Below are 23,956 nucleotides of genomic sequence, written 5' to 3'. Positions count from 1 at the left end.
CGTACGACGGGGCCGGGCGGCGGGTGGCGGTCCGTCCGGAACGCTCCGGACGGACCGTCATCGCCGGCCCTCGTCGGCCCGTCGCAGGACGGCGGCGACGACCCGGGCGATCTCGTCGATCGGCCCGGCGTCGGCGAGGTCCAGGTGCCGGGCGGCAAGCGGGTGGTCGGCCACCGGCCCGGTGGCGTGGGCCGACCAGACGGCCACCGTCTGCTGCGGCCGGTGGTCGCCGGTCGCGGTGAAGGTGGTCAGCGGCGCGTCCAGCACCCCCGGCGTCCACGCCGCCATCAGCCCGGCGTGGTAGCGGCAGGAGTCGAGGAACACCGCCAGCTCGTCCTCGTCGCGCGGTGCGGCCTCGTGCAGCGCCACGGCCAGCCGGTCGAGCAGCTCCGAGGGCTTGGGCCGCCACTGCCGCGCCAGGACGGCCGCCACCTCGGCGGCGGGCGCGCCCGTCGCCGTCAGCACCTCGGCCAGCACGGCGGTGTCGGTGACCTCCCCGGCGTCCGGCGGCGCCGGATGGCTGTCCAGCAGCGCGACCAGGTCGACCTGCTCGCCCCGCTCGCGCAGCAGCACGCCGATCTGGTGCGCGACCAGCCCGCCGAAGGACCAGCCGAGCACCCGGTAGGGGCCGTGCGGCTGGACGGCGCGCATCCGCGCCAGGTACTCCCGCGCCAGGCCGTCCAGGTCGGCCGGCCGCTCCCCGCCGCCGACCGGGCCGACGCCCTGGAAGGCGTAGACCGGCTGGTCCGGGTCGAGCCCGCGCAGCAGGCCGATGAAGCCGAGGCCGTCGCCCGTCACCGGGTGGACGCAGAACAGCGGTGCCCGGCCGCCCGCGGCCCGCAGCGCCAGCAGCGGTTCGAAGGGGGCGTCGGCACGCCCGGGCGGCTGCCCGGTCAGCCGCTGCGCCAGCGCGGCCGGGGTCGGCGCCTCGAACAGCGCCTTCACGGGCAGGTCGACGCCGAACTCCGCGTGGATGCGCTCGACCAGCCGGATCAGCAGCAGTGAGTGGCCGCCGAGCAGGAAGAAGTCGTCCTCCGGGCCGACCGCGGGCACGCCCAGCAGCTCGGCGAAGACCGCGACCAGCGTGCGTTCGGCCGGCGTGCGCGGCTCCCGGGCCCGGCTCTCGACGTGGGTCTGCGGCTCGGGCAGCGCCCGGCGGTCCAGCTTGCCGTTGGCCGTCACCGGCAGCGCGCCGAGCAGCACGTAGGCGGTGGGCACCATGAACTCGGGCAGGCGGCCGCGGAGCCGGGCGCGCAGCGCGGCGGCCGTGGGAGGCTGCGCGGCGCCGTCCGGCACCACGTAGGCGACCAGCCGGGCGGTGCCGGACCGGTCCTCGCGCACGGTGACGGCGCAGGCCGTGACCGCAGGGTGCTCGCCGAGCCGGGTCTCGATCTCGCCGAGCTCGATCCGGTGGCCGCGCAGCTTCACCTGGCTGTCCACCCGGCCCAGGTACTCCACCACGCCGTCGGGGCGGTGGCGGGCCAGGTCGCCCGTGCGGTACATCCGGGTGCCCGGCGCGCCGTGCGGGTCCGCGACGAAGCGCTCGGCGGTGAGCGCCGAGCGGCCGAGGTAGCCGTACGCGAGCTGCTCGCCGGTCAGGTAGAGCTCGCCCGGCACGCCCGGCGGGACGGGGTTGAGGGCGGTGTCCAGGACGTAGCCGCCGGAGTTCCAGACCGGCCGCCCGATCGGCACCGGGTGCGCCTGCTCGTCCGCCGGGCCGCACTCCCAGGCCGTCACCTCCACGGCGGCCTCGGTGGGCCCGTAGAGGTTGTCCAGCCGGGTGCCCGGGAGCACCTGCCGGAACCGGCGCACGGTGGCCGCGGGCAGCGCCTCGCCGCTGGCCACCACCAGGCGCAGCCCGGTGCACTCGGCGGCCCGCGGGTGCTGGAGGAAGACGTCCAGCATGGACGGCACGAACTGGGCGACGCTCACGCCCTCGCGCTGGATCAGCTCCGCCAGGTAGGCCGGGTCGCGGTGCCCGTCGGGCTTCGCCAGCACCAGGGTGGCGCCGGTGATCAGCGGCCAGAAGAACTCCCACAGCGAGATGTCGAAGCTGGCCGAGGTCTTCTGCAGCACGCCGTCCCGGGCGCCGAGCCGGTACTCCTCCTGGCCCCAGCGCAGCCGGTTGGCGATGGCGTGGTGCGGGACGAGCACGCCCTTCGGCCGCCCGGTCGAGCCCGAGGTGTAGATCACGTAGGCCGGGTCGCCGGGGCCGGGGGCGGTCGGCGTGACGCCCTCGGGTGCCGGCAGGTCCTCCGGCGACAGGCACGGCACGCCCTCGGCGGGGCGCAGCGCGGCGGCCTGCTCCGGGGCGGCGATCACCGCGGCCGGGCGGGCGTCCGCCAGCATGTACGCGAGCCGGTCGGCCGGGTAGTCCGGGTCCAGCGGCAGGTAGGCACCGCCGGCGCGGTGGACGGCGCACAGCGCCACCACGAGCTCCACCGAGCGGGGCACGGCCACCGCGACCCGGCTGCCCGGGCGGACGCCGACCGCGGCGAGCCGGCGGGCCAGCGCGTCGATCCGGCGGTCCAGCTCGGCCGGGCCGAGTTCCCGGCCCTCGAACACCAGGGCGGGGGTGTCGGACGGCGCGGCGAGCCCTGCCGACACCAGGGCGGCCAGCGTGGTCGGCGCCAGCTCCCGCCGCTCGCCGGCGGAGCGCTCCAGCAGCCGCGGCCGCTCGCCCTCGGCGGACAGTTCGAGCCGGGAGATCGGCCGCTCGGGATCGGCCGCGGCCGCGCCGAGCAGCCGCGTCAGGCAGCCGGCGATCGCCTCGACCGTGGCCCGGTCGAACAGGTCGGCGCGGTACTCGACGGCGCCGGTCAGCTCGTCGTCCGGGCCGGCGGGCGTGCCCAGGGTGACGGTGAGGTCGAACTTGGCCGGCGCCGGGCCGGCGGTGAGCAGCTCGCTGTCGAGGCCGGGGATCTCCACGGCGGCGCCCGCCTGCTCCATCACCAGGGCGACCTGGAAGAGCGGGTGGCGGCCGGGGGAGCGCTCCGGGTTGACCAGCTCGACGATCCGCTCGAACGGCAGGTCCTGGTGGGCGTAGGCGGCGAGGTCGGCGTCCTTGACGCGGCGCAGCAGCTCCCGGAAGCCCGGGTCCCCGCCGGTGTCGGTGCGCAGCACCAGCGTGTTGACGAAGAAGCCGACCAGGTCGTCCAGGGCCTCGTCGGTGCGCCCGGCGATCGGGGTGCCGATCGGCAGGTCGGTGCCCGCGCCGAGGCGGGTGAGCAGCGCGGCCAGACCAGCCTGGACGGCCATGAAGAGGCTGGCGCCGTCGGCCCGGGCGAGCTCCGCCAGGGCGCGGTGGTCCGCGCCGCTCAGCCGCAGCGGCACCCGGCCGGCCTCCTGGCCGGTCCCGGCGGTGCGCCGCCGGTCCACCGGCAGCGCGATCTCCTCGGGCAGGCCGGCCAGCGCCCCGCTCCAGTACTGCCACTGCCGGGCGGCGGTGCTGCCCGGGTCCTCGTCGTCCCCGAGCAGCGCGAGCTGCCACTGGGTGTAGTCGGCGTACTGGACGGGCAGGGCGCTCCACTCGGGGGCCCGGCCGGCCGTGCGGGCCTGGTAGGCGGCGCCCAGGTCGCGGGCGAGCGGGCCCATCGACCAGCCGTCACAGGCGATGTGGTGGACCGTCAGCAGCAGGACGTGCCGCTCGGGGGCGAGGGTGAGGAGGTGGGCGCGCAGCGGCGGCTCCGACGCGAGGTCGAAGGGCTGGGCGGCGGCGGTGCGCAGGGCCTCGGCCAGGCCCTCCTCGGTCACCGTGGCGGTGCCGGAGTGCCGCAGCAGCGGCGGGAGTTGCTCCGGGGCGAGGATCCGCTGGCGGGGGGCCGCGTGCTCGCCGCGGGGGAGCGGGAAGACGGTGCGCAGGGCCTCGTGGCGTACGGCGCAGTCGTGCAGCGCGGCGGCGAGGGCGTCCCGGTCCAGGGCACCGGTCAGGCGCAGGGCCAGCGGGATGTGGTACGCGTCGCTGTGCGGGTCCAGCTGCTGGAGGAACCAGAGCCGGCGCTGGGCGTGCGAGAGCGGGATCCGCTCGGGGCGGGCGGCGGCGGTCAGCGCCGGGCGACATCGCCCGGCGTCCACCGCGCGGGCGAGCCCGGCGGCCGTCGGGCTCTCGAAGACCGCCCGGATGGGCAGTTCGGCCCCCAGGGCGGTGCGCACCCGGCTGACCAGCCGGGTGGCGAGCAGGGAGTGGCCGCCGAGCGCGAAGAAGTCGTCGTCGGGGCCGACCTCGGCCACGCCGAGGACCTCGGCGAGCAGCGCGCACAGCGCGGCCTCGCGGGCGTCCCGGGGGGCCCGGGAGCGGCCGGTGGCGGCCCGCAGCTCGGGCTCGGGCAGAGCGGAACCGTCCAGCTTCCCGCTGGAGTTGAGCGGAAGCCGGGCCAGGACGGCGTAGGCCGCCGGGATCATGTAGTCGGGCAGCTGCCCGGCCAGCAGCTCGCGCACCTCGGCGAGGTCGGGGGCGTTCCCGTCCTCGGTCACCAGGTAGGCGGCGAGGTGGCGCTCCTCGGCGCCGGCGCCCCGGGCCAGAACGGCGGCCTGCACGATCGCGGGGTGGCGCAGCAGCACCGCCTCGATCTCGCCGGGCTCGATCCGGAAGCCGCGGATCTTGATCTGCCCGTCGGCCCGGCCGAGGTACTCCACCTGGCCGTCGCGGCGCATCCGGGCGAGGTCCCCGGTGCGGTACATCCGGGCGCCGGGCGGGCCGTACGGGTCGGCGACGAAGCGCTCGGCGGTCAGCGCGGGGCGGCGCAGGTAGCCGCGGGCCAGGTGCGGCCCGGACAGGTAGAGCTCGCCGGGCACGCCGAGCGGGACGGGGCGCAGCAGGTCGTCCAGCAGGTACGCCCGGGTGTTGTCGAGCGGGCGGCCGATGACGGGGGTGCGGCTGTCCGCCAGGGAGCAGGCGAGCGCGTCGACGGTGCACTCGGTCGGGCCGTAGTAGTTGAACACCGCGACGTCCGGCAGGGCGGAGAGTTCGGTCCACAGCGCCGGCCCGACGGCCTCGCCGCCCAGCATCAGCACGGCCGGGCGGTGGTGGCCCTCGGCGAACAGGCCGGCGGCGGTGAGCGCCGGGACGTACGTCGGGGTGAGGTCCAGGAAGTCGAGGCGCTCCCGGCGGACGTAGCCGACCAGGGCCTGCGGGTCGAGCCGGACCTCGTCGCTCAGCAGGTGCAGCGGGTGGCCCTCCAGCAGCCAGAACAGCGGCTCCCAGGCGGTGTCGAAGGTGATCGAGGCGACCAGGCCGAGCTGGAGGCGCCGGCCCTGCGGGCCGCCGGACGGGCGGACCATGCGGGTGCGGTGGTGGTGCATCAGGCTGCTGAGGCCGCCGTGCGGGATCACCACGCCCTTGGGCACCCCGGTCGAGCCGGAGGTGTGGATGACGTAGGCCGGGTCGTCCGGGCCGGTGGGGCCGGTGCGGTCGGCGTCCGTCAGGTTCCCGCCGGGGTGGGCGGCGACGGCGGCCCGCGCCCCGGGCTCGTCCAGCACCAGGACGGGCGCGCCGTCCGGCAGCCGGCCGGCGTCGGCGGCCGTGGCGAGCACGCAGACCGGGGCGGCGTCGGCGAGGACGCCGGCCAGCCGCTCGCGCGGCATGGCGGGGCTGACCGGTACGTAGGCGGCGCCCGACTTGAGGACGGCGAGCAGCGCGATCAGCAGGTCGGTGGTGCGCGGCAGCGCCAGGACGACGTAGCGCTCGGGGCCGGCGCCGCGCCGCACGAGCTCCCGGGCGAGCCGGTTGGCGCGCTCGTTGACCTCGGCGAAGGTGAACCGGCCGTCCTCGGCGACGAGGGCCGTGACCTCGCCCTCCAGGGCGGCGCGCTCCTCGAAGGCGCCGTGGTACGTCACCGCGGGGGCGCCGTGGCGGGTCGCGGTGAGGGCGCCGTCGTGCGTCGTCGTGGCGGCTCCGTCGTGCGGCACCGCGGGTGCGTCGTGGTGCGGCACCGCGGGGAAGGGCAGGGCGGGCCCGTGGGCGCGCTCGAACAGGTCGAGCCGCTCCTCGGCGCCGAGCAGGTCGTACCCGCCGATCCGCTGGTCCGGGTCGGCGGCGGCCGCGGCGAGCAGCCGGCCGAGCCGGGCGGTCAGGGCCTCGGCGCCCGCGCGGGTGAACAGGTCGGTGCTGTACTCGACGAAGCAGCTGAGCCCGGCCGGGGCGCCGTCGGCGTCGTGCACCTCGCGCATGTTGAAGGACAGGTCGAACTTGGCTCCGCCCGGGCCCGCCTCGGTGATCTCGGTCTCGATGCCGGGCAGCGCGAGGGAGGCCTCGGGGGTGTTCTGGAAGGCCAGCATCACCTGGAACAGCGGGTGCCAGCCCAGCGAGCGGTGCGGGTTGAGCGCGGTGATCAGCCGCTCGAACGGGAACTCCTGGTGGGCGAAGCCCTGGAGGTCGGTGCGGCGCACCCGCTTGAGCAGCTCGCGGAAGGTCGGGTCACCGGAGGTGTCCAGGCGCAGGACCAGCGGGTTGACGAAGTAGCCGACCACGTCGTCGTAGCGCTCGTCGGTGCGGCCCGCGATCGGGCTGGCGATCGGGATGTCCGTACCGGCCCCCGACCGGGTCAGCACCGTCGCCAGCGCCGCCTGGAGCACCATGAACATGCTGACCCGGCAGGAGCGGGACAGCGCCAGCAGCTCGCGGTGCAGCTCGGCCGGGAGGTCCCACGGGAAGTACTCGCCCCGGTGCGACATCGCGGCGGGGCGGGGGTGGTCGGTGGGCAGCTCCAGGAAGTCCGGCAGGCCCGCCAACGCCTGTCGCCAGTAGGCGAGCTGGCGCCCGCCCTGGCCCTGCGGGTCGTCCAGGTCACCGAGGTTCGCGTGCTGGCGCACGGCGTACTCGGCGTACGTGCCGGGCAGCGGGGACCAGACGGGCGCCCGGCCCTGGCTGCGGGCCAGGTAGGCGGTGCTCAGGTCGCGGGCCAGCGGGGCCAGCGACCAGCCGTCGCCGGCGATGTGGTGCAGCACCATGAGCACCACGTGCTGCCGCGGGCCGAGCACGAACAGGTGCACCCGCAGCGGGGCCTCGGCCTCCAGGTCGAAGACGTGCCCGGCCCCGGCCTCGATCAGGGCGGGCAGCTCCTCCTCGGTGACGGGCACCACGGTGAGGACCGGCGGCAACTCGGCCATCGCCAGCACGTGCTGGCGCGGCACGCCGTCGCGCTCGGGGAAGACGGTGCGCAGGGCCGCGTGCCGCTCCACCACGTCGGCGAGGGCGGAGCGCAGCGCCTCGTGGTCGACCGGCCCGGTCAGCCGCAGTGCCACCGGGACGTTGTACGAGGCGTCGCCGCCTTGGAGGCGGTCGTTGAACCAGAGCGCCAACTGCGCGTACGACAGCGGTGTCTCCGCGGGCAGGCTGTGTTCGCCCAGCACGGGGCATCCCTCCAGGTGGAACCGCCCCGCCGGCCGGGTGGGTCGGGCGGGCCGGACGGTGGTTTCCGGTGGCTCTTGGCCGTTGTGGGCCCCGGCCGTGGTGAGTTGCGGGCACGGTGAGTCGCGGGGCGGCGTGGGCCCCGGGGCCGTCGGGGGCCGCGGCCGTGGTGAGTTCAGGCCGCGGTGCGCCCCGCCGTTGTGATGAGCGGGCCGTGGTGATGTGCGGGCCGCGGTGATGAGCGGGCCGTGGTGATGTGCGGGCCGCCGGGGGCCCCGGGGGTCCTTGTGGGCTCCGGGGCCCCCGGCGGCCCGCCGACGTCCCTCAGCGGGGGGACTACCGGCTACCGCGTTGTGCGGGCGGGAGTCACGCGGTCCAGCGGTAGGTCATGTCCGGCTCGTTCTCCTCGTTGCGGCTGCCGTCGTTGGTGTCCACCACGACGAAGCCGTGCCGCTCGTAGAAGGCGCGCGCCTCGGTGTTCTTCTGGAAGACGTGCAGCGAGAGCTCCTGCGGGCTGGCCGACTTGACGGCCTCCAGCAGTACGGTCCCGATGCCGCGGCGACGCGCCTCGGGGCGCAGGTAGAGGTGGTCGAGCAGGTTGCCGTCGAGCGAGGCGAAGCCCAGCACGGCCCCGGTCCCGGCGTCCTCGGCGAGCCACACCCGGGTGTCGGGGAGTACGACGTGGGTGATCCAGCTCAGGGTGGCCTCGTCACTGTGCAGACGGGGCAGGTACGCCATGGTCGCGGTGCGGGAGGCCAGGAAGACCTCGGTGACGACACCGGCGTCCTCGGCTACCGCGGCCCGCAGGCGGACGTTCGCGGTGAGCGGTCCGTCGGACTGCATCCACATCTCCTCGGTCAGGTGTGTGAAGGGGCGGTGGTGCCGCGGGTGACGACCGAAGGAGGAATACGTGATCTACACCCGTCGTGCGCGGACGCTACGGTCGCGAACTACGGGTGACGGAGCCGAATTTCCCCCCGGATGGGCCGACATAGTGCGTCCCGGCGGCATTGATCTTCGAGCAACCTAACACCTGGTCATGGACAGGGGAACCCCCGAAAGCAGGTTCCTGACAAGTCGATTCTGCGGTTAGATGATCGCGCGGGCCCGGCTCCCGGGGAGCGAGGATTTCGGCGCACCGGGCGGTGACATTCCCCGACTTCCCTTGTACCTTCCCCGACGCCGAACTTCCCCTGGCTGCGCCCGACTTCCTCCGCCTTCCCCCGCACATCCCCTGCTCTTCCCCGGCGCTTCTCCCGCCTTCCCCTCCTGCCTTCCCCGACTCCCCGAAAGGAGCGCCCGCGTGGACACTCCTGCCGTCCGAATCAGCGGCGCGGTCAAGACGTTCGGTGCCACCACCGCGGTGGGCGGCCTGGACCTGGAAGTGCCGCCCGGCATGTTCCTGGGCCTGCTCGGGCCCAACGGCGCGGGCAAGTCCACCACCATGCGGATGCTCACCGGGCAGACCCGCGCGGACGCGGGCACCGTGGAGGTGTTCGGGCACCGGATGCCGGAGGACTCCCGCCGCGCCCGCTCCCTGGTCGGCGTCGTCCCGCAGCACGACAACATCGACCCCGAACTGACGGTGCGCCAGAATCTCGACGTGTTCGTCCGGTTCACGGCCCTGCCGCGCGAGCGCTACCGTGAGGCGGTCGACCAGGCGCTGGCCGCCGTCCGGCTGACCGACCGCGCGGACACCCGCGCCGACGCGCTCTCCGGCGGCATGCGCCGGCGGGTCCTGCTGGCCAGGGGCATCGTCAACAACCCGCGGCTGCTGCTCATGGACGAGCCCACCGTCGGCCTGGACCCGCAGATCCGGCAGGACCTGTGGGACGTCATCGACGGGATGCGCGAGAGCGGCACCACGGTGGTCATGTCGACCCACTACATCGAAGAGGCGGAACGGCTCGCCGACGAGGTGGCCGTGGTGACCGGCGGCCGGGTGATCGCCCGGGGCACCCCCGCCGAACTGCTGCGCGCCCACGCGGGCGCGCAGGCCGCCGAGTACCGGGGCGACGCCGCCCGGCGCGAACTCGTCGAGGCCGAGGCCGCCCGGGCCGGACTGCCCAGCCGGCGGACCGGGCCGGCGGTCTCCGTGCTGCGCGCCGAGACGATCTCCGCGCAACTGCGCGAGCGCCTCGGCCCGCCGGACGTGCTGCGCCCGACCTCCCTGGAGGACGTGTTCGTCGCGCTGACCGGAGAGCTGTTCGGCTGAGCCCGGGCCGGCCGCTCCCTCGCTCCCTCGCCCCTCGTCCCCCTCGCCTACCGCCCGCCTGCCCGCCCCCACAGAGAGGACACCCGATGACCACGGCGACGCCCATGCCCCGCACCGAGGCCCAGACCGGTCCCGCCCCAGGCCTCCCGCCCGCCCTGTGGCCGACCATGCGGGCGGTGTGGCTGCGCGAACTGCTGCTCTTCCGCCGCTACTGGCCCGCCATCACCTTCGGCTCGCTGATCGAGCCGCTGGTCTACATGACCGGGTTCGGCATCGGCTTCAGCCGGCTGATCGACTCGGTCCAGGGGCACCCGTACCCGCAGTTCGTCGGCGTCGGCATGGTGGTCACCTCGGTGCTCTTCGCCTCGGCCTTCGCCGGGATGTTCGAGAGCTTCAACCGCCGCAAGTACCAGAAGATCTACGACGCCGTCCTGTGCCAGCCCGTCGACGTCTGGGAACTGGTCACGGCCGAGGCGTCCTGGATCGCCGTCAAGTCCTCCGTCTACGGCACCGCGCCGCTGCTGGTCTGCCTCGCCATCGGCCTGCCGCCGGGGCCGGAGCTGCTGCTGGTGCCGCTGGTGGCACTGGTCTCCGGCTTCGCCTTCGCCCTGCTCGGCATGTGGGTGTCCTGCCTGGTGCCGGCGATCGACTGGCTGCGGCTCGTGGTGTCCGGCGTGCTCACACCGCTGGTGATGGCCGCGGGCGTGTTCTTCCCGCTGGACGGGCTGCCCGACTGGGTCCAGGGGGTGGCGGCCGTCAACCCGATCTACCACTGCACGCAGCTGGTGCGCCACGCCGCCTTCGGGACGCTCGGGGCGGGCGACGCCCTGCACGGGGCCGTCCTGGCCGCATTCGCCGTCCTCGCCTGGTTCCTGGCCGTCCGCGGGATGCGCCGCCGGCTCATCGACTGAACCGGCCCCGGACCGGACACGAACACCATGCAGCACGCAGACCGAGGAGAACCACCCCGATGACAGCCCGCGTCGCAAGCCAGCGCCGTTTCCTGATGTGCCGGCCCAGCCACTTCGGCGTCAGCTACTCCATCAACCCCTGGATGCACCCGGAGAAGCCGGTCGACGGCGCACTCGCGCTCGCCCAGTGGACCAGGCTGCGCGACCTCTACCGCGAACTCGGCCACACCGTCGAGGAGATCGACCCGCTGCCCGGACTGCCCGACATGGTCTTCGCGGCCAACGGCGCGACCGTGGTCGACGGGAAGGTCCTGGGCGCGCGCTTCCGCCACGCCGAGCGCACGGCCGAGGGCCCGGCCTACCTGTCCTGGTTCCGCGAGCAGGGCTGGTCCGAACTGCTGTGGCCCGAGCACATCAACGAGGGTGAGGGCGACTACCTGCTGGCCGGCCGTCGGCTGCTGGCCGGCACCGGCTTCCGCACCGACCCGAGGTCGCACGCCGAGGCCCAGGAGTTCTTCGGTGTCCCGGTGACCAGCCTGACCCTGGTCGACCCGGAGTTCTACCACCTGGACACGGCGCTCGCCGTCCTCTCCGACGACGAGATCATGTACTACCCGCAGGCCTTCACCCCCGGCAGCCGGGCGGTACTGCGTGAACTGTTCCCGGACGCCGTCCAGGCGACCGCCGAGGACGCCGCCGTCTTCGGCCTCAACGCGCTCTCCGACGGCCGCCACGTCCTGCTCCCCGAGTCGGCCACCCACCTGATCGGCGAACTGCGCCGACGCGGCTTCGAGCCGATCGGCGTGGACCTCACCGAACTCCTCAAGGCGGGCGGCAGCGTCAAGTGCTGCACCCTGGAACTGCGCGGCCGCTGACCGCACCGGCAAACCCACCGGTTTTCACCAAGCACGAGAGGACGACGTGGTGACGAACCCCTTCGACGACCCCGACGCCGACTACCTGGTCCTGGTCAACGCAGAGGGCCAGCACTCACTGTGGCCCGCCTTCGCCGCCGTGCCCGAGGGCTGGAACACGGTGTTCGGCGCGGCGCGACGCCAGGCCTGCCTCGACCACATCGAGCAGACCTGGCCCGACATCCGCCCCCGAACCCTGGCCCACGACTGACCGCCGCCCCGCCCCGCCCCGCTGCCCCACGGGATGGCAGAGTTCCCGCCGAGGCCGCTGCGCGACGAGTTCGACGAATCGGCCGATCAGGAAGCGTGCTGGGACCTGCCGGAGAGGCCCCGGGAGTGACTGGCTCGCCCGGTTGAGAACCTTTGGGGTGGGACGTTGTCCACGGAGAGGCCGGTCAGGGAATCGGCACGGGTGATGTGGGAGCACAAGGCGCTGCTGCTCCTGCCCGGGATCGCCGGTGTGGTGCTCGCCGGGTTGGTCGGGGCGCTCGCCTCGGGGGTGGCGGGGCTGTGGTCGGGGGCCGTCCTGGGGAACGTGGCATCGGTGGTGGTCGCGATCCTCGCCGTGGCGGTCTGCGCCACGTTCTTCAACGCGGTGTTGATTTTCGCGGCGGATGACGCGTTGCGGGGGCGGCCGGTCGGGATCGCGGCCGGCTACGGGCGGGCGCTGCGGCGGCTGCCGGCGATCGTGCTGTGGGCACTGGTCGGTGTGGTGGTGATCTTCTTGGGGTCGCTGCTGCTGGTCGGGATCTGGTGGGCGATGGCCTCCTACCTGGTACTGCCGGCGATGATGATCGACGGCGTCGGGGTCCGTGAGGCGATGCGGACGTCCCGGCGGGCGTTCCGGGCCCATGGCGGGGACAGCACGCGCAGTTCGACCTGGATCGCCCTGCCCGTCACGCTGTCCGTCTTTCCGTCGGTGGCGGTCTTCGGCGTGGGCCTCACGGCGGTCGACCGGGTCTCCGGGGTGCTCGCCACGGCGGGCGCCGCCCTGTGGCTGGCGCTCGCCGTGACGGTGACGGCGAGCCTGTCCGGGGTGTCCCGGGTGCGCCGATACCGCGAGTTGACGGGGCGACCGTCCACGGCGCCGACGCTTCCCGTGCTGCACGTCTCGCCGGTGGAGTAGCGCGGGTGGTCGGCGGCCGTCGACCACCCGCGCCCTCGCGCTCACCGAGGGGACGGCGCCGGATGAACCACGCGCTCGGCTGCTCCTACTTGGAGTCGACCCGGCCGAGCGGGTCGGCGTCGGCCGCCAGCGTGTCGCATGCCGTCTGCCAGGCGGGGTCGCCGGGGTGGAGCGCGGTGCGCAGGTAGGCCCAGGTGAGCCGTTGGAGCAGCGCGACCCGTGCGGGGTTCTCGTCGGTGGTCTCGGCGACGTCGTATCCGGAGATCCCGCCGAGCCCGTGCTCCGCGTCGAACAGGGTGAGCAGCGACTTGGGGCCGGGGGAGAGGGTGTACGGATCGGTGTGCCAGTCCGGGCCCCGGACCGTCAGGTGGGCGGAGGCGTCCTTGTCCCCGGCGACCACGAGCGCGGGCGTCGTCATCCGGGAGAAGTCCGGGGTCGAGAGGAAGGGGTAGTTCTCGGCCACCAGCGGGGTGAGGGCGTCACCTCCCCTGCCGGGTGCGGCCAGGAGGACGCCCGCCGTGATCCGGGGCTCGGCCAGGTCCACCGTCGTCCCGTCGTCGGGGTCGGTGAGCCGGGCGCCGAGCAGCAGGCTCGCGGTGTGCCCGCCCATCGAGTGCCCGGCGACGGCGACCCTGCCGTGGTCCAGGCGTCCGAGGAGTTGAGGGGCGGCGGCCTCGATCGCGTCGAGCCGGTCGAGGACGCGCGTCATGTCCTCGGCCCGGGACCGCCAGTACATGGGTGCCCCGGGGGTGTCGGGGGCGAGGTCCAGCGTGGTCGAGCTGAGATGGGTGGGCTGGATCACGGCGAAGCCGTGCGCGGCCCAGAAGTTGACGAGGGGGGCGTAGCCGTTCAGCGAGGAGAGGTTGTTCGAGTGGCCCTGGCCGTGGGAGAGGAGGACGACCGGCAGGTCGCTCCCGGTCACCGGCGCGGAGACCCGCACCTCCAGGTCCACGGCCCGGCCGGGCACCGGCAGGACGACCGGGCTGACGGAGAGGACGGGGACGGGGGCGGGCGGGCCGAAGGTGTCGGCCGGGTGCGTCGATTCGCTCATGGTGCGCATGTCCCTTCAGGGGCCTCTCCTCGTCGGGCCTGAGCGGCCGGCGGCGGGCGAGGCGGTCGGGAGCGTCCGGTTTCGGCTAAGCTGAAACCGGAACCTTGTTCCACTTACTATACGGAACAGCGTTCCGCTTAGTCAACGGTCGACGGTCGACGGCTGTCGGAAGGAGAACGTCGTGTCCACTGCGGGCCAGTCCGGAGAGACCCAGCCAGGAGAGACCCCGCCAGGAGAGACCCCGCCAGGAGAGACCCCGCCCGGGGAGCAGCCGGCCAGGGGAAGGCGGGCCGACGCGCAGCGCAACCGGCAGACGCTGCTGGCCGCCGCCGCCGAGGTGTTCGTCTCCTCCGGCGTCGACGCGCCGATCCGCGAGATCGCGGCCAGGGCGGGCGTCGGAACGGGGACGATCTACCGCCACTTCCCGACCCGCGCGGATCTCGTCGTCGCCGTCTACCGCCACCAGGTCGAGGCCTGCGCCGAAGCCGGCCCGGCCCTGCTGGCCGAGGCCGACTCCCCGTTCGCGGCACTTCGCCAATGGGTCGACCTCTTCGTCGACTTCCTGGTCACCAAACACGGACTCGCCAACGCGCTGCAATCGGACGGCAGCGGCTTCGACGCGCTGCACGCCTACTTCCTCGACCGCCTGGTGCCCGTCTGCGCCCAACTGCTCGCCGCCGCGGCCGAGGCCGGCGAGATCAGGCCCGGAACCCAGGCCTACGAACTGATGCGCGGCATCGGCAACCTCTGCGCCGGCCGCGACGGCGACCCCCGCTACGACCCCCGCCGCCTGGTCGACCTGCTCCTCCAGGGCCTCCAGCGACCCCCGTCATCCTGACGCGCCGAGGGCCCTCCGAAACCTCGACAGCCTGCTCTACACCGACCGCATGCACCCCGACGTCCGCCCGATCCCGGTCGAGAAGTACCGAGGTACCGGCTCGACTTGGTCCTGCTGACATTCGGGGGCATGCCACTTCGCACAATGTGGCCGGCCTGGGATTCGGCCCGGGCCAGCCACATCCGACTGGGCATCAAACCGGTGTTTCACGAGTCAATGCGGCTGAATTCAGAGGCACTTGCGTGGGTGGCCGACAATCAGGCCGCGCCCGGCGGGAGGGCCCGGTATCGCGGCAGTGCATGTCACCGGGTGGCGACGGCCTCGTAGAGGGTGCGGATCAGGCGGTCGTTCTCCGGGCCGGCGGCGGCGGGGAAGGGGGTGCGGCGGCGGGTGTAGCCGTAGGCGATGCCGTTGCGCGGGTCGGCGAAGGCCTGCTGGCCGCCCGCGCCGCTGTGGCCGAACGAGCCCTGGCCGAGCTGCGGGTAGTACTCGGAGGTGGCGTGGAAGCCGATGGTGAAGGCCTTCTGCTCGCCGAGGACCACGTCGTGGCCGATGGACTGGATCTGCCCGGCCAGCGCGAGCGTCTCCGGCTTGAGCAGGGGGGCCGTGCCGTCGACCGGTCCGATCGCGACGGCGTACATCCGGGCCAGGCCGCGCGCCGAGGCCGTCCCGCCGAACGAGGCCGTCCCCGAGGTGCGGACGGCCGGGAAGTTGGGCAGCTCCCACACCTCCGGGTTCTGCGGGTGATGGCGGTTGAAGGCGATGCCGGACAGGCTGTTCGGGGCGCTCGCGGACGCGGTCAGCGCGGCCAGCCGCTCGGGAGTGACCACCATCGGCCGGGCACTGAGGAACCGCGGTTCGTGCTCCTGCGGCAGCCCGAGGTGGAAGTCGACCCCGTACGCGTCGCGCACCCGCTCGGCGAACAGCTCCTGGACGCTGCGCCCGGTGGCACGGCGCACCACCTCGCCGCTGAGCGCCCCCATGACCAGCGCGTGGTAGCCGAACGCGGTGCCCGGCCGCCAGTAGGGGCGCTGCGCACCGAGGCGCTCGGCGACGATCCGGTCGTCGGCGAGTTCCTCGATCGTGAACCCCGTGTCCGCGCCGACCAGGCCGGCCCGGTGCGCCAGCAGCTCGCGCAGCGTCACGTCCCCCTTGCCCTCCAGCGCGAACTGCGGCCAGTAGTGGCCGACTTTCTGCTCCAGGTCCAGCACGCCTTCCTGGACGAGGGACGCGACGACCAGGTGCGTGGCGCCCTTGGACGCGGAGTACGCGCCGAACAGTGAGTCCGCGGTGGTTTCCGGGCCCGTCCACAGGTCGACGACCCGTTCCCCGTGCCGGTAGGCGACGAGCTGCGCGGCGTGGTCGCCGCCCTCCCCGGCCGCGACCGCGGCGAACTCCGCACGGACCGACTCGAATCCTTCGGCCACCGTGCCCCGCACCACGTTCTCCTCCATCAGCGCTTCCTCCCGGCTCGATCACGACAGGGACGTCGACGGGCGGCCACGACCGCAACCCACGTGGCCGCCCGTCGACTGCATCCTTCCCACCGAGGCGCCCGCGTGACCACGACGGGCGGTCCTGTCGTGCGCACCTCGCCTCGGGCCCGGCCGGCCGCGTTGAGATGGTCCGGCGGAGTGACTATCTTCGTGAGGTGAGTGAACGTGTGATGCAAGAGCCCACCCTGATGGTGCTGACCGCCCTCGCGGACGCGCCCCGGCACGGATACGCCATCGCGCAGGAGGTCAAGGCGATGACCGGCGGCCGGGTCGCGCTGCGTACGGGCGCGCTGTACGGGGCCCTGGACCGGCTGCTGGCCGACGGCCTGATCGACATCGACCGCGAGGAGATCGTCGACGGCCGGGCCCGGCGGATCTTCACCCTGTCCCCGGCGGGGCGGGAGCGGCTCGCGGTGGAGGCCGAGCGCCTGGCCGCGGCGGCGAAGGAGGCCACCCGCCGCCTGTCCGTCGCCAAGCCGCCGGCGGCCTCCGCATGATCGAGCGCGTCCTGCGGCTCTATCCCGCCGCCTACCGCCGGGCCCACGGCGCGGAGATCGTCGCGACCTTCCGCGAGATGACCGCGGGTGAGCCGCTGGGCTCGCGGCTGCGGGAGGGCGCGGGTCTGGCGGCGCACGCGATGAGGATGCGGATGGGGCTGGGCACGGCCGCTCCCGTCGCGAAGGTCCTCGCGCTGGCGTACCCCTTCGCGCTGGCCGCCGCGGCCGCCGCCTGCGGCCTGCACCTGCTGAGCTGGTACGCCGACGTCGTCTCCTCGCCCGCCCCGTTGGGGGTGCGACTCGGAACCGACCTGTCGGGGGCGTGGGGCGCGCTGCTCGTCTCGTCGCTGGTCGTGGTCGCGGGGTCGGTGGCGGCGCTGGCCGGCCGGTGGCGCCTCGGGGTGCCCTGCGCGGTGGCCGGGCTGCTCTCCTTCGCGGCGGCCGCGGTGGTCAGCGGGCGGGCGTTCGGCGACCCGGTGGTCACCCCGGCCGCGATGGTCCTGGCGGCGGCCGTGCTGCTCGCCTGCCCGCAGGACCGGCGGGCGGAGGGCGTCGCGGCGGGGCGGGCGGGCGCGGCCGGTGCCGTGGTCGCGCTCGTGGTGGTGCCGCGGGCGGTCATCGCCTCGCACGGGGTGCCGTGGGTCAGTACCGACTACGGGTGCTGGCCGCTGGTCGTCCTCGCCGCGACCGGTGTCGCGCTGACCTGGTCCAGCGGATCGCGGGGCGGCCGCGAGCTGGCGGCGATGGCCCTGGCCTCCCCGCCGTTGCTCGCCCAGGCCTACACGGTGGCGTGGGGGGAGGCGGCTGTCGTGGCGTGCCTGGCGGCCGCGCTGCCGGCCACCGCGGTGGCCGCCTGGCTCGCCGGCCGCCTGAAGCGAAGCGGTCGCGTCCTGCGCTGAACGGCCTGACGACCCGACTGAACGGCCTGACGACCCGACTGAATCGGCGGCGGTCGGATCAACGGAACCGTGGGTCATCGGTGAGAACGGTCATGACTCCGTCGGCGCCAGTGCGCTGACCCGGTTCTCGTACTCACGACCTCACGACGGGCCTTGCGCCGGGCCGGGTTCACCGTGATCCCCCGGGGCCGGACCGCCGATCGGGGGTGACCTGTTCCGGATGGTGGACGCACTCGGGCGGGGGATTGCGGGTGTTGGCGATCACCGTGTCGAGGCGGTCGCGTGCCGCGGTGAGGTCGCTGATGCGTTCGCTGATGCGGGCGCGTTCGGCGTGCTCCTCGCCGAAGCCGCCCGATTCGGCGCGCAGGGCCGTTACACGCCACGCGTCGAACGGACCTACGCCCTGGAGGAGATCGCACAGGCCCACGCCCACTCCGAGCGCGGACACGCCCGGGGAAAGATCGTCACTCTCATCTAGCGCCGCGCAGGCGCGCCGCCGCGCAGGCGTGGTCGTGCGCGGTCTGCCCGCGCTCGACGTACGCCAGGGGCCTCCCGGAAGCTATGTGCGGTTCGCCGCCTGCTTTCCGAACCCGGCCGAGCGGCATGCTCCGGCGGACGCGGTGTGGCGGAGGCGGTCGGGGGCGATGTGTCGACGCCGGCCGTGATGCAGGCCCGGGCGCGAGGTGGTCCGGCCCATTAGTCCGTTTGACGTAGCATTCCGTTCGACGGACTATTGAGGGTCTGCGCGAGAGGATGCCCATGCCGTTCACCCTGGCCCACCCGGCGGCCGTACTGCCGTTGCTGCGGAGGCCCTTCAGCCGGGCCGCGTTGGTCGCCGGAGCCGTCGCACCGGACCTGCCCTACTTCGTCGGCACCACGGGACTGCCCGTCAGTGCGCAGTCCTGGTACGAACCCTTCGTCAACGCGACGACCTCGCACAGCGCTCAGGGCGCTGTCACCGTCGCCCTGCCGTACGCCCTCGCCCTGTGGGGACTGCTCCGCGCCGGTCATCGCCCCCTGGCGTCGCTGCTGTCGGTGCCTGTGCCCGTCACCTCGTCGCGGCGGCTGCGCACTGTCGGCGAGTTGGCGCGGCGAGCCGGGTGGATCGTGCTGTCCGCCCTGATCGGTGTCGCCACACACCTGGTCTGGGACGCCTTCACCCACGTCGACGGCTTCGTGGTCACCCGTACGCCCTGGCTCGACTCCACGCTGGTGGGCGGCCTCACCTGGGCACGGGCTTTGCAACACGCGAGCACGGTCGGCGGCCTGGCCGCCGTCGCGGTGTACGTGTGGCCGAGGCGGGCCCGATTCCTCGCCGGTGAGGGCCGGGTGAAGTCCGGCAGCGCAATCCGGCGCCCTGTCCTCCTCGCCATGGCCCTGGTCGCGCTCGTCGGAGCCGTCGCCCACGCCTGGCGGTGGCACGCCGGCCCGGAGGCGGTGACGGACGGGCTGCCGCTGGGCGCCGTGGTCGAAGGGGTGCTGTCCGACGCGGCGAAGGGCGCGGGCGCCGGCCTGATCGGCAGCCTGACCCTGTACGTCCTCGTGTGGTGGAGTCGGCGCGCCCTCGCGGCAACCCGCTTCCACCGGGGCAGAGTTGACACAGTACGCCCGGGCCTGCGGGGAGAACGCGGGGCCGTTCACCGACAATCGGAACACCAGGCAGAGGCCGATGGCCGGAGCGGTACCCGGCCGACCGGATGAGGGGAACACGTGCGTCCAGATCATGATCAGGATTCGCCGAGCTTCGCGCTACTCGGCACGCTGCGGGTCCGGCGCGCCGGCACGGACCTGCGCCTCGGCGGCCCGCGGCAGCGGTCGGTACTGGCCGCCCTGCTGCTGCGCCCGAACGCGGTCGTGACGGTCGACGAGCTGATCGCCGACCTGTGGGGCGACCACCCGCCCGGTGCGCCCGACACCACCTTGCGCACCTACATGTGGCAGCTGCGGAATCTGCTGGAGCCCGTGCGCACGGTGCCCAGGGTGCTGATCTCCCGAACGGGCGGCTACCGCCTGGCCGTCGAGCCGGACCGCGTGGACCTGTGGCGGGTCAAGCGCTTGCAGGAGCTGGCCGGCAGGTGTGCCACCGAGCGGCCGCAGGAGGCCCGGAACGCGCTGGGAGAGGCCCTGGCCCAGTGGCACGGGGAGCCGCTCGCCGGCCTGCCGGGGCCGCTCATGTGCCGCGAGCGGGAACGGCTTTCGAGGCTGCGCCTCACCCTCCTGGAGGAGCGCCTCGCCCTCGACGTAGCCCTCGACGTAGCCCTCGACGCGGCACTCGACGTGGCCCTCGACGCTCCCTCCGGCTACCTGCCGGAGCTGGAACAGCTGGCCGGTGACCACCCGTTCCACGAGCGCCTCCAGGAACTGCTCATCCGCGCACTGCGTGGGCAAGGGCGCACGTCCGAGGCGCGTGCGGTCTACGACGCGCTTCGATTGCGGCTGGCGGAGCAGCTGGGGATCGAACCGGCTCCCGTACTCACGGAGTTGTGTCACGATCTCGGTGTGGATGCCACCATACGATCGAGGGCCGCCGCACCCGGTCCGGACTTACGCCCTGACGTAGCGTTATCGCCCACCCCGGCAGACCGCAGGGCCGACCGAGGCGCCGACCGCGCGGCCGGTGGTGGGACCCTGGACCAACTCCCCCCGGTGCTGTCGCAGTTCATCGGGCGGCAAGACCACATTGTCGGAATCGGACAAGCACTGACCGGACGGACCAGCCCCGCACTGCGACTGGTGACCGTGACCGGGATGGCCGGGGTGGGGAAGACGACCCTCGCGGTGCGAGCCGCCCACATCGTGCGCCCGGACTTCCCGGACGGCCGGCTGTACGCGGACCTGCGCGGCGCCGACCTGGTGCCCGCGAACGCGTCCGACATCCTGGCGGACTTCCTGACAACGCTGGGTGTCCGGGCGGCAGTTGTCCCCAAGGACCTCGAAAGCAGGTCGGCGCTGTTCCGGACCGCCAGCGCGGGACGACGGCTGCTCATCCTCCTGGACAACGCACGCGACGAGGCCCAGATCCAGCCGCTGCTGCCCGGCTCGTCGGACTGCGCGGTCATCGTCACCAGCCGCACGGTGCTCACCAGTGTGCCGTCGGTCCTGCACGTCGCGCTGGACGTGTTCAGCGAGCCCGAGGCGATCGGCCTGCTCGACTCGGTCATCGGCGCGGCGCGCCGGTCCGAACAGGGCCCCCAGGCCAGGATGCTGGTCGATGCCTGCGGCCGGCTCCCCCTGGCCGTACGGATCGCCGCGGCCCGGCTCGCCGCCACCCCGGACCAGCCGATCGCCGAGCTCGTCCGGAGCCTGGCCGACGACCGCGAGGGCATCGACGCCCTGCGCACGGGCGACCTGGCGATCGAGCAGGTCTTCGAGCTCAGCTACCGGCTGCTCCCACCACCCCTGGCCACGGCGTTCCGGATGCTCTCCTGGGCGGAGCCCGACCTCGGCCTGGCGTCGGCAGCCGCAGTCCTGGGCCTGGCGGAGTACCAGGCGGAGCGGCTCGCGGAGTCGCTGGTGGACCAGGCGCTGCTGGAGTCGACGGGCTCCGGGCGCTACCGCTACCACGACCTGGTGCGCGCCTTCGCCCGCCGGGCGTCGCTGCGGACCGGCGACCACGAACGGGCCGGCGCCCAGCAGCGGCTGCTGACCCACCTGCTCGGCTGCGCCCGCACGGCCTTCACCCTCGCCGTACCCGGCGACCCGGTCGCCGACGTCTTCGGCGAGCCGCTCCAGCAGCCGGCCGCCCGTCCGGGCCGATCTCCGGTCCCCCTGGCCGCCCCGGTCTTCGCGGATCTGGCCGACGCCCGCCGCTGGGCCCGGACCGAGACACCCGGCGCCGTGGCGCTCTCGGCCGCCGTCGCGACGGACACCCTGCGCGCCCTCGCCGACGGCCGGCCCTCGGCGGTGACCGACCTGCGGGCGGCCGTCGACCTGCTGATCGCCCTCAGCCCGCTCGGCCTCGGCGCCGTGGGCGGCCGGGCGGAAGACGCCACCAGGACACTGATCGCCGCCGCCGTCGCGGCCGGCGACCGCTGCGCGGAGGGCCGGTCGCGGTTCCTCCTCGGCACGGTCCTGCTGGCCCGGGCCCGGCTCGGCGAGGCCGGCGCACAGGCCGGGCAGGCGGCCGAAGCGTGCCGGGAGGCGGAAGACCCGGCCGTTCTCCGGCAAGCCCTCAACGACCTGGGCCTCATCGCCCAGGCCGAGGGCCGGCACGAGGAGGCGATCACCGCCTTCGACGAGGCGGTGGCGCTCGCCCGGCGGCTCGGCCACCGGTCCGGCGAGGTGGCGAGCACCGCGAACGCGGCCCTGTCCCGCATCCGCACCGGCCACGCGGCCACGGCGGTGCAGACCTGTCAGCGGATCCTCGCGGCACCCGGGGGGACCGCCGACGTCGCGATGACCGCGTACGTGCACTACGTCCTCGGCCTCGCCTACCAGGAGCTGGGCCGACTCGACGACGCCGCGGCGCAGCTGCGGTCCTGCATCTGCTGTGCGGGCGTCACCGGCGATCTCGACCGCGAGTCGGCCGCCCGAAGCCGCCTGGCCGACGTCCTGCGCCTGCTCGGACGGCTCGACGAGGCCGTGCAGCAGGCGGAGCGGGCACTGGACCTCGCAGAAGAAGGTGGGCGACAGCGCGAACGCGCTCTCGCCCACCTGGTGTTGGCCCATGCGATGACGGCCCGCAGTGACCACCACGCCGCCCGGCATCAGGAAGCGAAGGCGCGTCTACTGCTCAGCCGCCTCAGCGCCCCGGAGGCCGCCGCCGTGACGTCGATGCTGGCCGCCCTGGCGACCGCCGACCGGATCCCTCACCCCCGGTAGCGAATGACGAGACCGGTGCCGTTCCACGCGATGTGCCCCGAGAGGCAGTGCGCGCCGGCCGACCCGCCGCAGGCCTGTGCCGACGGCTCGGTCGGCGAGCCCTGCCGCGCGGGGGCCCCCGCGCCCACGGCAACAGCGCCCACGGCAACAGCGCCCACCACCGGCACCAGCACGGCCGCACCGGCAACAGCCGTACGGACAACAATCGTTCGAAACACGGATGACGCTCCCTACGTACCTACGGCAAGACGTCCGAACGCTCGCAGGGGCCGGTAGACATCAGATCAACACAACCGTCACTCCCGTCACTCCCGCACACGGACACACACACGCACACGCACACAGACACGCACACGGACACGCACACCACACCGCACCACCAGGAGGTTGGAACCATGGCCCAGCAGTTCGGTGACTACCAGAACGAGATCTACCTCGACGGCCTGCGCGGGGTGCAGCCCGCCCTGCCGATGACGTACGCCGGGCTGGAGGCCGGGGCGCAGGCCGCCCTCCCGTCGTCGATCTGGTCCTACGTGGCCGGCGGCGCGGGGGACGAGCACACCCAGCGCGCCAACGTCCGGGCCTTCGAGCGGTGGGGCCTCTACCCCCGGATGATGGTCGGCGCCGCCCGCCGCGACCTGACCGTCGACCTGTTCGGCCACACCCTGCCCTCGCCGCTGTTCATGGCGCCGGTCGGTGTGATCGGCCTCTGCGCCCAGGACGGCCACGGGGACCTCGCCGCCGCCAGGGCCGCCGCCCGCACCGGTGTGCCGATGGTGGCCTCCACCCTCACCGTCGACCCGCTGGAGCAGGTCGCGGCCGAGTTCGGCGACACGCCCGGCTTCTTCCAGCTCTACACCCCGACCGACCGCGACCTCGCCGCCAGCCTGGTGCACCGGGCGGAGGCGGTCGGCTTCCGGGGCATCGTGGTCACCCTGGACACCTGGATCACCGGCTGGCGCCCGCGCGACCTCGCCACCTCCAATTTCCCCCAGCTGCGCGGCCACTGCCTGGCGAACTACTTCACCGACCCGGTCTTCCGGGCCCGCCTGGCCAAGGCCCCCGAGGAGGATCCGGGCGCGGCGATCCTGGAGTGGGCCGGTGTCTTCGGCAACCCGCTGACCTGGGACGACCTGCCGTGGCTGCGCTCGCTCACCGACCTGCCGATCATCCTCAAGGGCGTCTGTCACCCCGAGGACGTCCGCCGGGCCCGGGACGGCGGCGTCGACGGCCTCTACTGCTCCAACCACGGCGGCCGCCAGGCCAACGGCGGCCTGCCCGCCCTGGACGCGCTGCCCGCCGTGGTCGAGGCGGCGGGCGGTCTGCCGGTGCTCTTCGACTCCGGGGTGCGCAGCGGCGCCGACGTCGTCAAGGCGCTCGCCCTCGGTGCCACCGCGGTCGGCGTCGGCCGCCCGTACGCGTACGGGCTGGCGCTCGGCGGCGAGGACGGCGTGGTGCACGTGCTGCGCTCGCTGCTGGCGGAGGCCGACCTGCTCATGGCGGTCGACGGCTACCCGACCCTGGCCGACCTGACCCGCGAGGCGCTGGTGCGCCTCTGAGGCGGCCGACGACCGAATTCACGACACGTATTCGGCGGCAACGTGGTCCGTGCTTCCCCGAACTACTCGAACCCGGTCGTGGTGAAAGCGGTCTTGGCCGGATCCCTGCGGTTGGCCTTGATCATCAGGAACTCATGTGTCTGACTGGTCGTCACCTGACTGTGATCTGCGGGCTCGTGGAACCGTCAAGGCCTTGAACCAGCCATGTCGCGCACGTAGATCTATCGTTGACTGATCATTGATCAGCGGGTCATACGTTTTTCTCGTCGGAGGCGATCGAT

General features: G+C 74.0%; 16 protein-coding genes. 12 read left to right on the top strand and 4 right to left on the bottom strand.

Going from position 1 to position 23,956, the window contains the following annotated elements:
• Nucleotides 1–57 precede the first annotated feature (57 nt).
• Together ABT015_RS12630 and ABT015_RS12625 are read right to left on the bottom strand one after the other, a co-directional pair.
• Nucleotides 58–7,350 carry a non-ribosomal peptide synthetase gene (locus tag ABT015_RS12630; RefSeq protein WP_350878848.1) on the bottom strand — a complete coding sequence of 2,431 codons (7,293 nt, stop codon included), beginning with the start codon at nucleotides 7,348–7,350 and terminating at the stop codon, nucleotides 58–60.
• Nucleotides 7,351–7,714: 364 nt separating this feature from the next.
• Nucleotides 7,715–8,191 (bottom strand): GNAT family N-acetyltransferase, encoded by a 477-nt coding sequence (locus ABT015_RS12625; RefSeq protein ID WP_350878847.1) that lies wholly within the window; start codon nucleotides 8,189–8,191, stop codon nucleotides 7,715–7,717.
• 460 nt (nucleotides 8,192–8,651) lie between these two features.
• On the opposite strand from ABT015_RS12625, the gene ABT015_RS12620 reads away from it, so the two are divergent.
• The 5 genes from ABT015_RS12620 (at nucleotide 8,652) to ABT015_RS12600 (ending at nucleotide 12,514) form a co-directional block, all read left to right on the top strand.
• Entirely contained in the window at nucleotides 8,652–9,563 is a 912-nt protein-coding gene (locus ABT015_RS12620; protein ID WP_350878846.1) for an ATP-binding cassette domain-containing protein, read from the top strand.
• A gap of 86 nt (nucleotides 9,564–9,649) precedes the next feature.
• Nucleotides 9,650–10,474 (top strand): ABC transporter permease, encoded by an 825-nt coding sequence (locus tag ABT015_RS12615; RefSeq protein WP_350878844.1) that lies wholly within the window; start codon nucleotides 9,650–9,652, stop codon nucleotides 10,472–10,474.
• Nucleotides 10,471–11,349, top strand: coding sequence for a dimethylargininase (gene ddaH, locus ABT015_RS12610; RefSeq protein WP_350879006.1), 879 nt, complete (start codon nucleotides 10,471–10,473; stop codon nucleotides 11,347–11,349). Before ABT015_RS12615 ends, ddaH begins: the two co-directional genes overlap by 4 nt.
• Nucleotides 11,350–11,398: 49 nt before the next feature.
• Nucleotides 11,399–11,599, top strand: a complete 201-nt coding sequence (locus ABT015_RS12605; RefSeq protein WP_350878843.1) for an MbtH family protein — start codon at nucleotides 11,399–11,401, stop codon at nucleotides 11,597–11,599.
• Between the two features lie 204 nt (nucleotides 11,600–11,803).
• A complete protein-coding gene (locus ABT015_RS12600; RefSeq protein WP_350878842.1) occupies nucleotides 11,804–12,514 on the top strand; it encodes a hypothetical protein in 711 nt (236 codons plus the stop codon).
• 85 nt (nucleotides 12,515–12,599) lie between these two features.
• Here ABT015_RS12600 and ABT015_RS12595 read toward each other — a convergent pair whose 3' ends face one another.
• Nucleotides 12,600–13,565 (bottom strand): alpha/beta hydrolase family protein, encoded by a 966-nt coding sequence (locus ABT015_RS12595; protein ID WP_350878841.1) that lies wholly within the window; start codon nucleotides 13,563–13,565, stop codon nucleotides 12,600–12,602.
• Between the two features lie 316 nt (nucleotides 13,566–13,881).
• Here ABT015_RS12595 and ABT015_RS12590 point away from each other — a divergent pair, with 316 nt between their 5' ends.
• Nucleotides 13,882–14,403 carry a TetR/AcrR family transcriptional regulator gene (locus tag ABT015_RS12590; protein WP_350879005.1) on the top strand — a complete coding sequence of 174 codons (522 nt, stop codon included), beginning with the start codon at nucleotides 13,882–13,884 and terminating at the stop codon, nucleotides 14,401–14,403.
• A 302-nt stretch (nucleotides 14,404–14,705) separates the two neighbouring features.
• Here ABT015_RS12590 and ABT015_RS12585 read toward each other — a convergent pair whose 3' ends face one another.
• Complete coding sequence (locus ABT015_RS12585; protein ID WP_350878840.1) at nucleotides 14,706–15,857, bottom strand: serine hydrolase domain-containing protein; 1,152 nt, start codon at nucleotides 15,855–15,857, stop codon at nucleotides 14,706–14,708.
• Nucleotides 15,858–16,054: 197 nt separating this feature from the next.
• On the opposite strand from ABT015_RS12585, the gene ABT015_RS12580 reads away from it, so the two are divergent.
• From ABT015_RS12580 to ABT015_RS12555, 6 genes are all read left to right on the top strand, one after another.
• Nucleotides 16,055–16,396, top strand: coding sequence for a PadR family transcriptional regulator (locus tag ABT015_RS12580; protein ID WP_402457301.1), 342 nt, complete (start codon nucleotides 16,055–16,057; stop codon nucleotides 16,394–16,396).
• Complete coding sequence (locus ABT015_RS12575) at nucleotides 16,393–17,295, top strand: hypothetical protein (protein ID WP_350878839.1); 903 nt, start codon at nucleotides 16,393–16,395, stop codon at nucleotides 17,293–17,295. The genes ABT015_RS12580 and ABT015_RS12575 overlap by 4 nt, the downstream gene beginning before the upstream one ends.
• Nucleotides 17,296–17,515: 220 nt before the next feature.
• On the top strand, nucleotides 17,516–17,773 hold the full coding sequence (locus ABT015_RS37970; RefSeq protein ID WP_502897293.1) for a zinc-binding dehydrogenase: 258 nt from the start codon (nucleotides 17,516–17,518) through the stop codon (nucleotides 17,771–17,773).
• 281 nt (nucleotides 17,774–18,054) lie between these two features.
• On the top strand, nucleotides 18,055–18,996 hold the full coding sequence (locus ABT015_RS12565) for a DUF4184 family protein (protein WP_350878838.1): 942 nt from the start codon (nucleotides 18,055–18,057) through the stop codon (nucleotides 18,994–18,996).
• Nucleotides 18,997–19,005: 9 nt separating this feature from the next.
• On the top strand, nucleotides 19,006–22,116 hold the full coding sequence (locus ABT015_RS12560; RefSeq protein ID WP_350878837.1) for an AfsR/SARP family transcriptional regulator: 3,111 nt from the start codon (nucleotides 19,006–19,008) through the stop codon (nucleotides 22,114–22,116).
• A gap of 395 nt (nucleotides 22,117–22,511) precedes the next feature.
• Entirely contained in the window at nucleotides 22,512–23,675 is a 1,164-nt protein-coding gene (locus ABT015_RS12555; protein WP_350878836.1) for an alpha-hydroxy-acid oxidizing protein, read from the top strand.
• Nucleotides 23,676–23,956: the final 281 nt, after the last annotated feature.

This window comes from Kitasatospora sp. NPDC094016, from assembly GCF_040304045.1.
Taxonomy (GTDB): Bacteria; Actinomycetota; Actinomycetes; order Streptomycetales; family Streptomycetaceae; genus Kitasatospora.
Note: the sequence above shows the minus strand (reverse complement) of the source record. Positions and strands in the feature narration are given on the sequence as shown.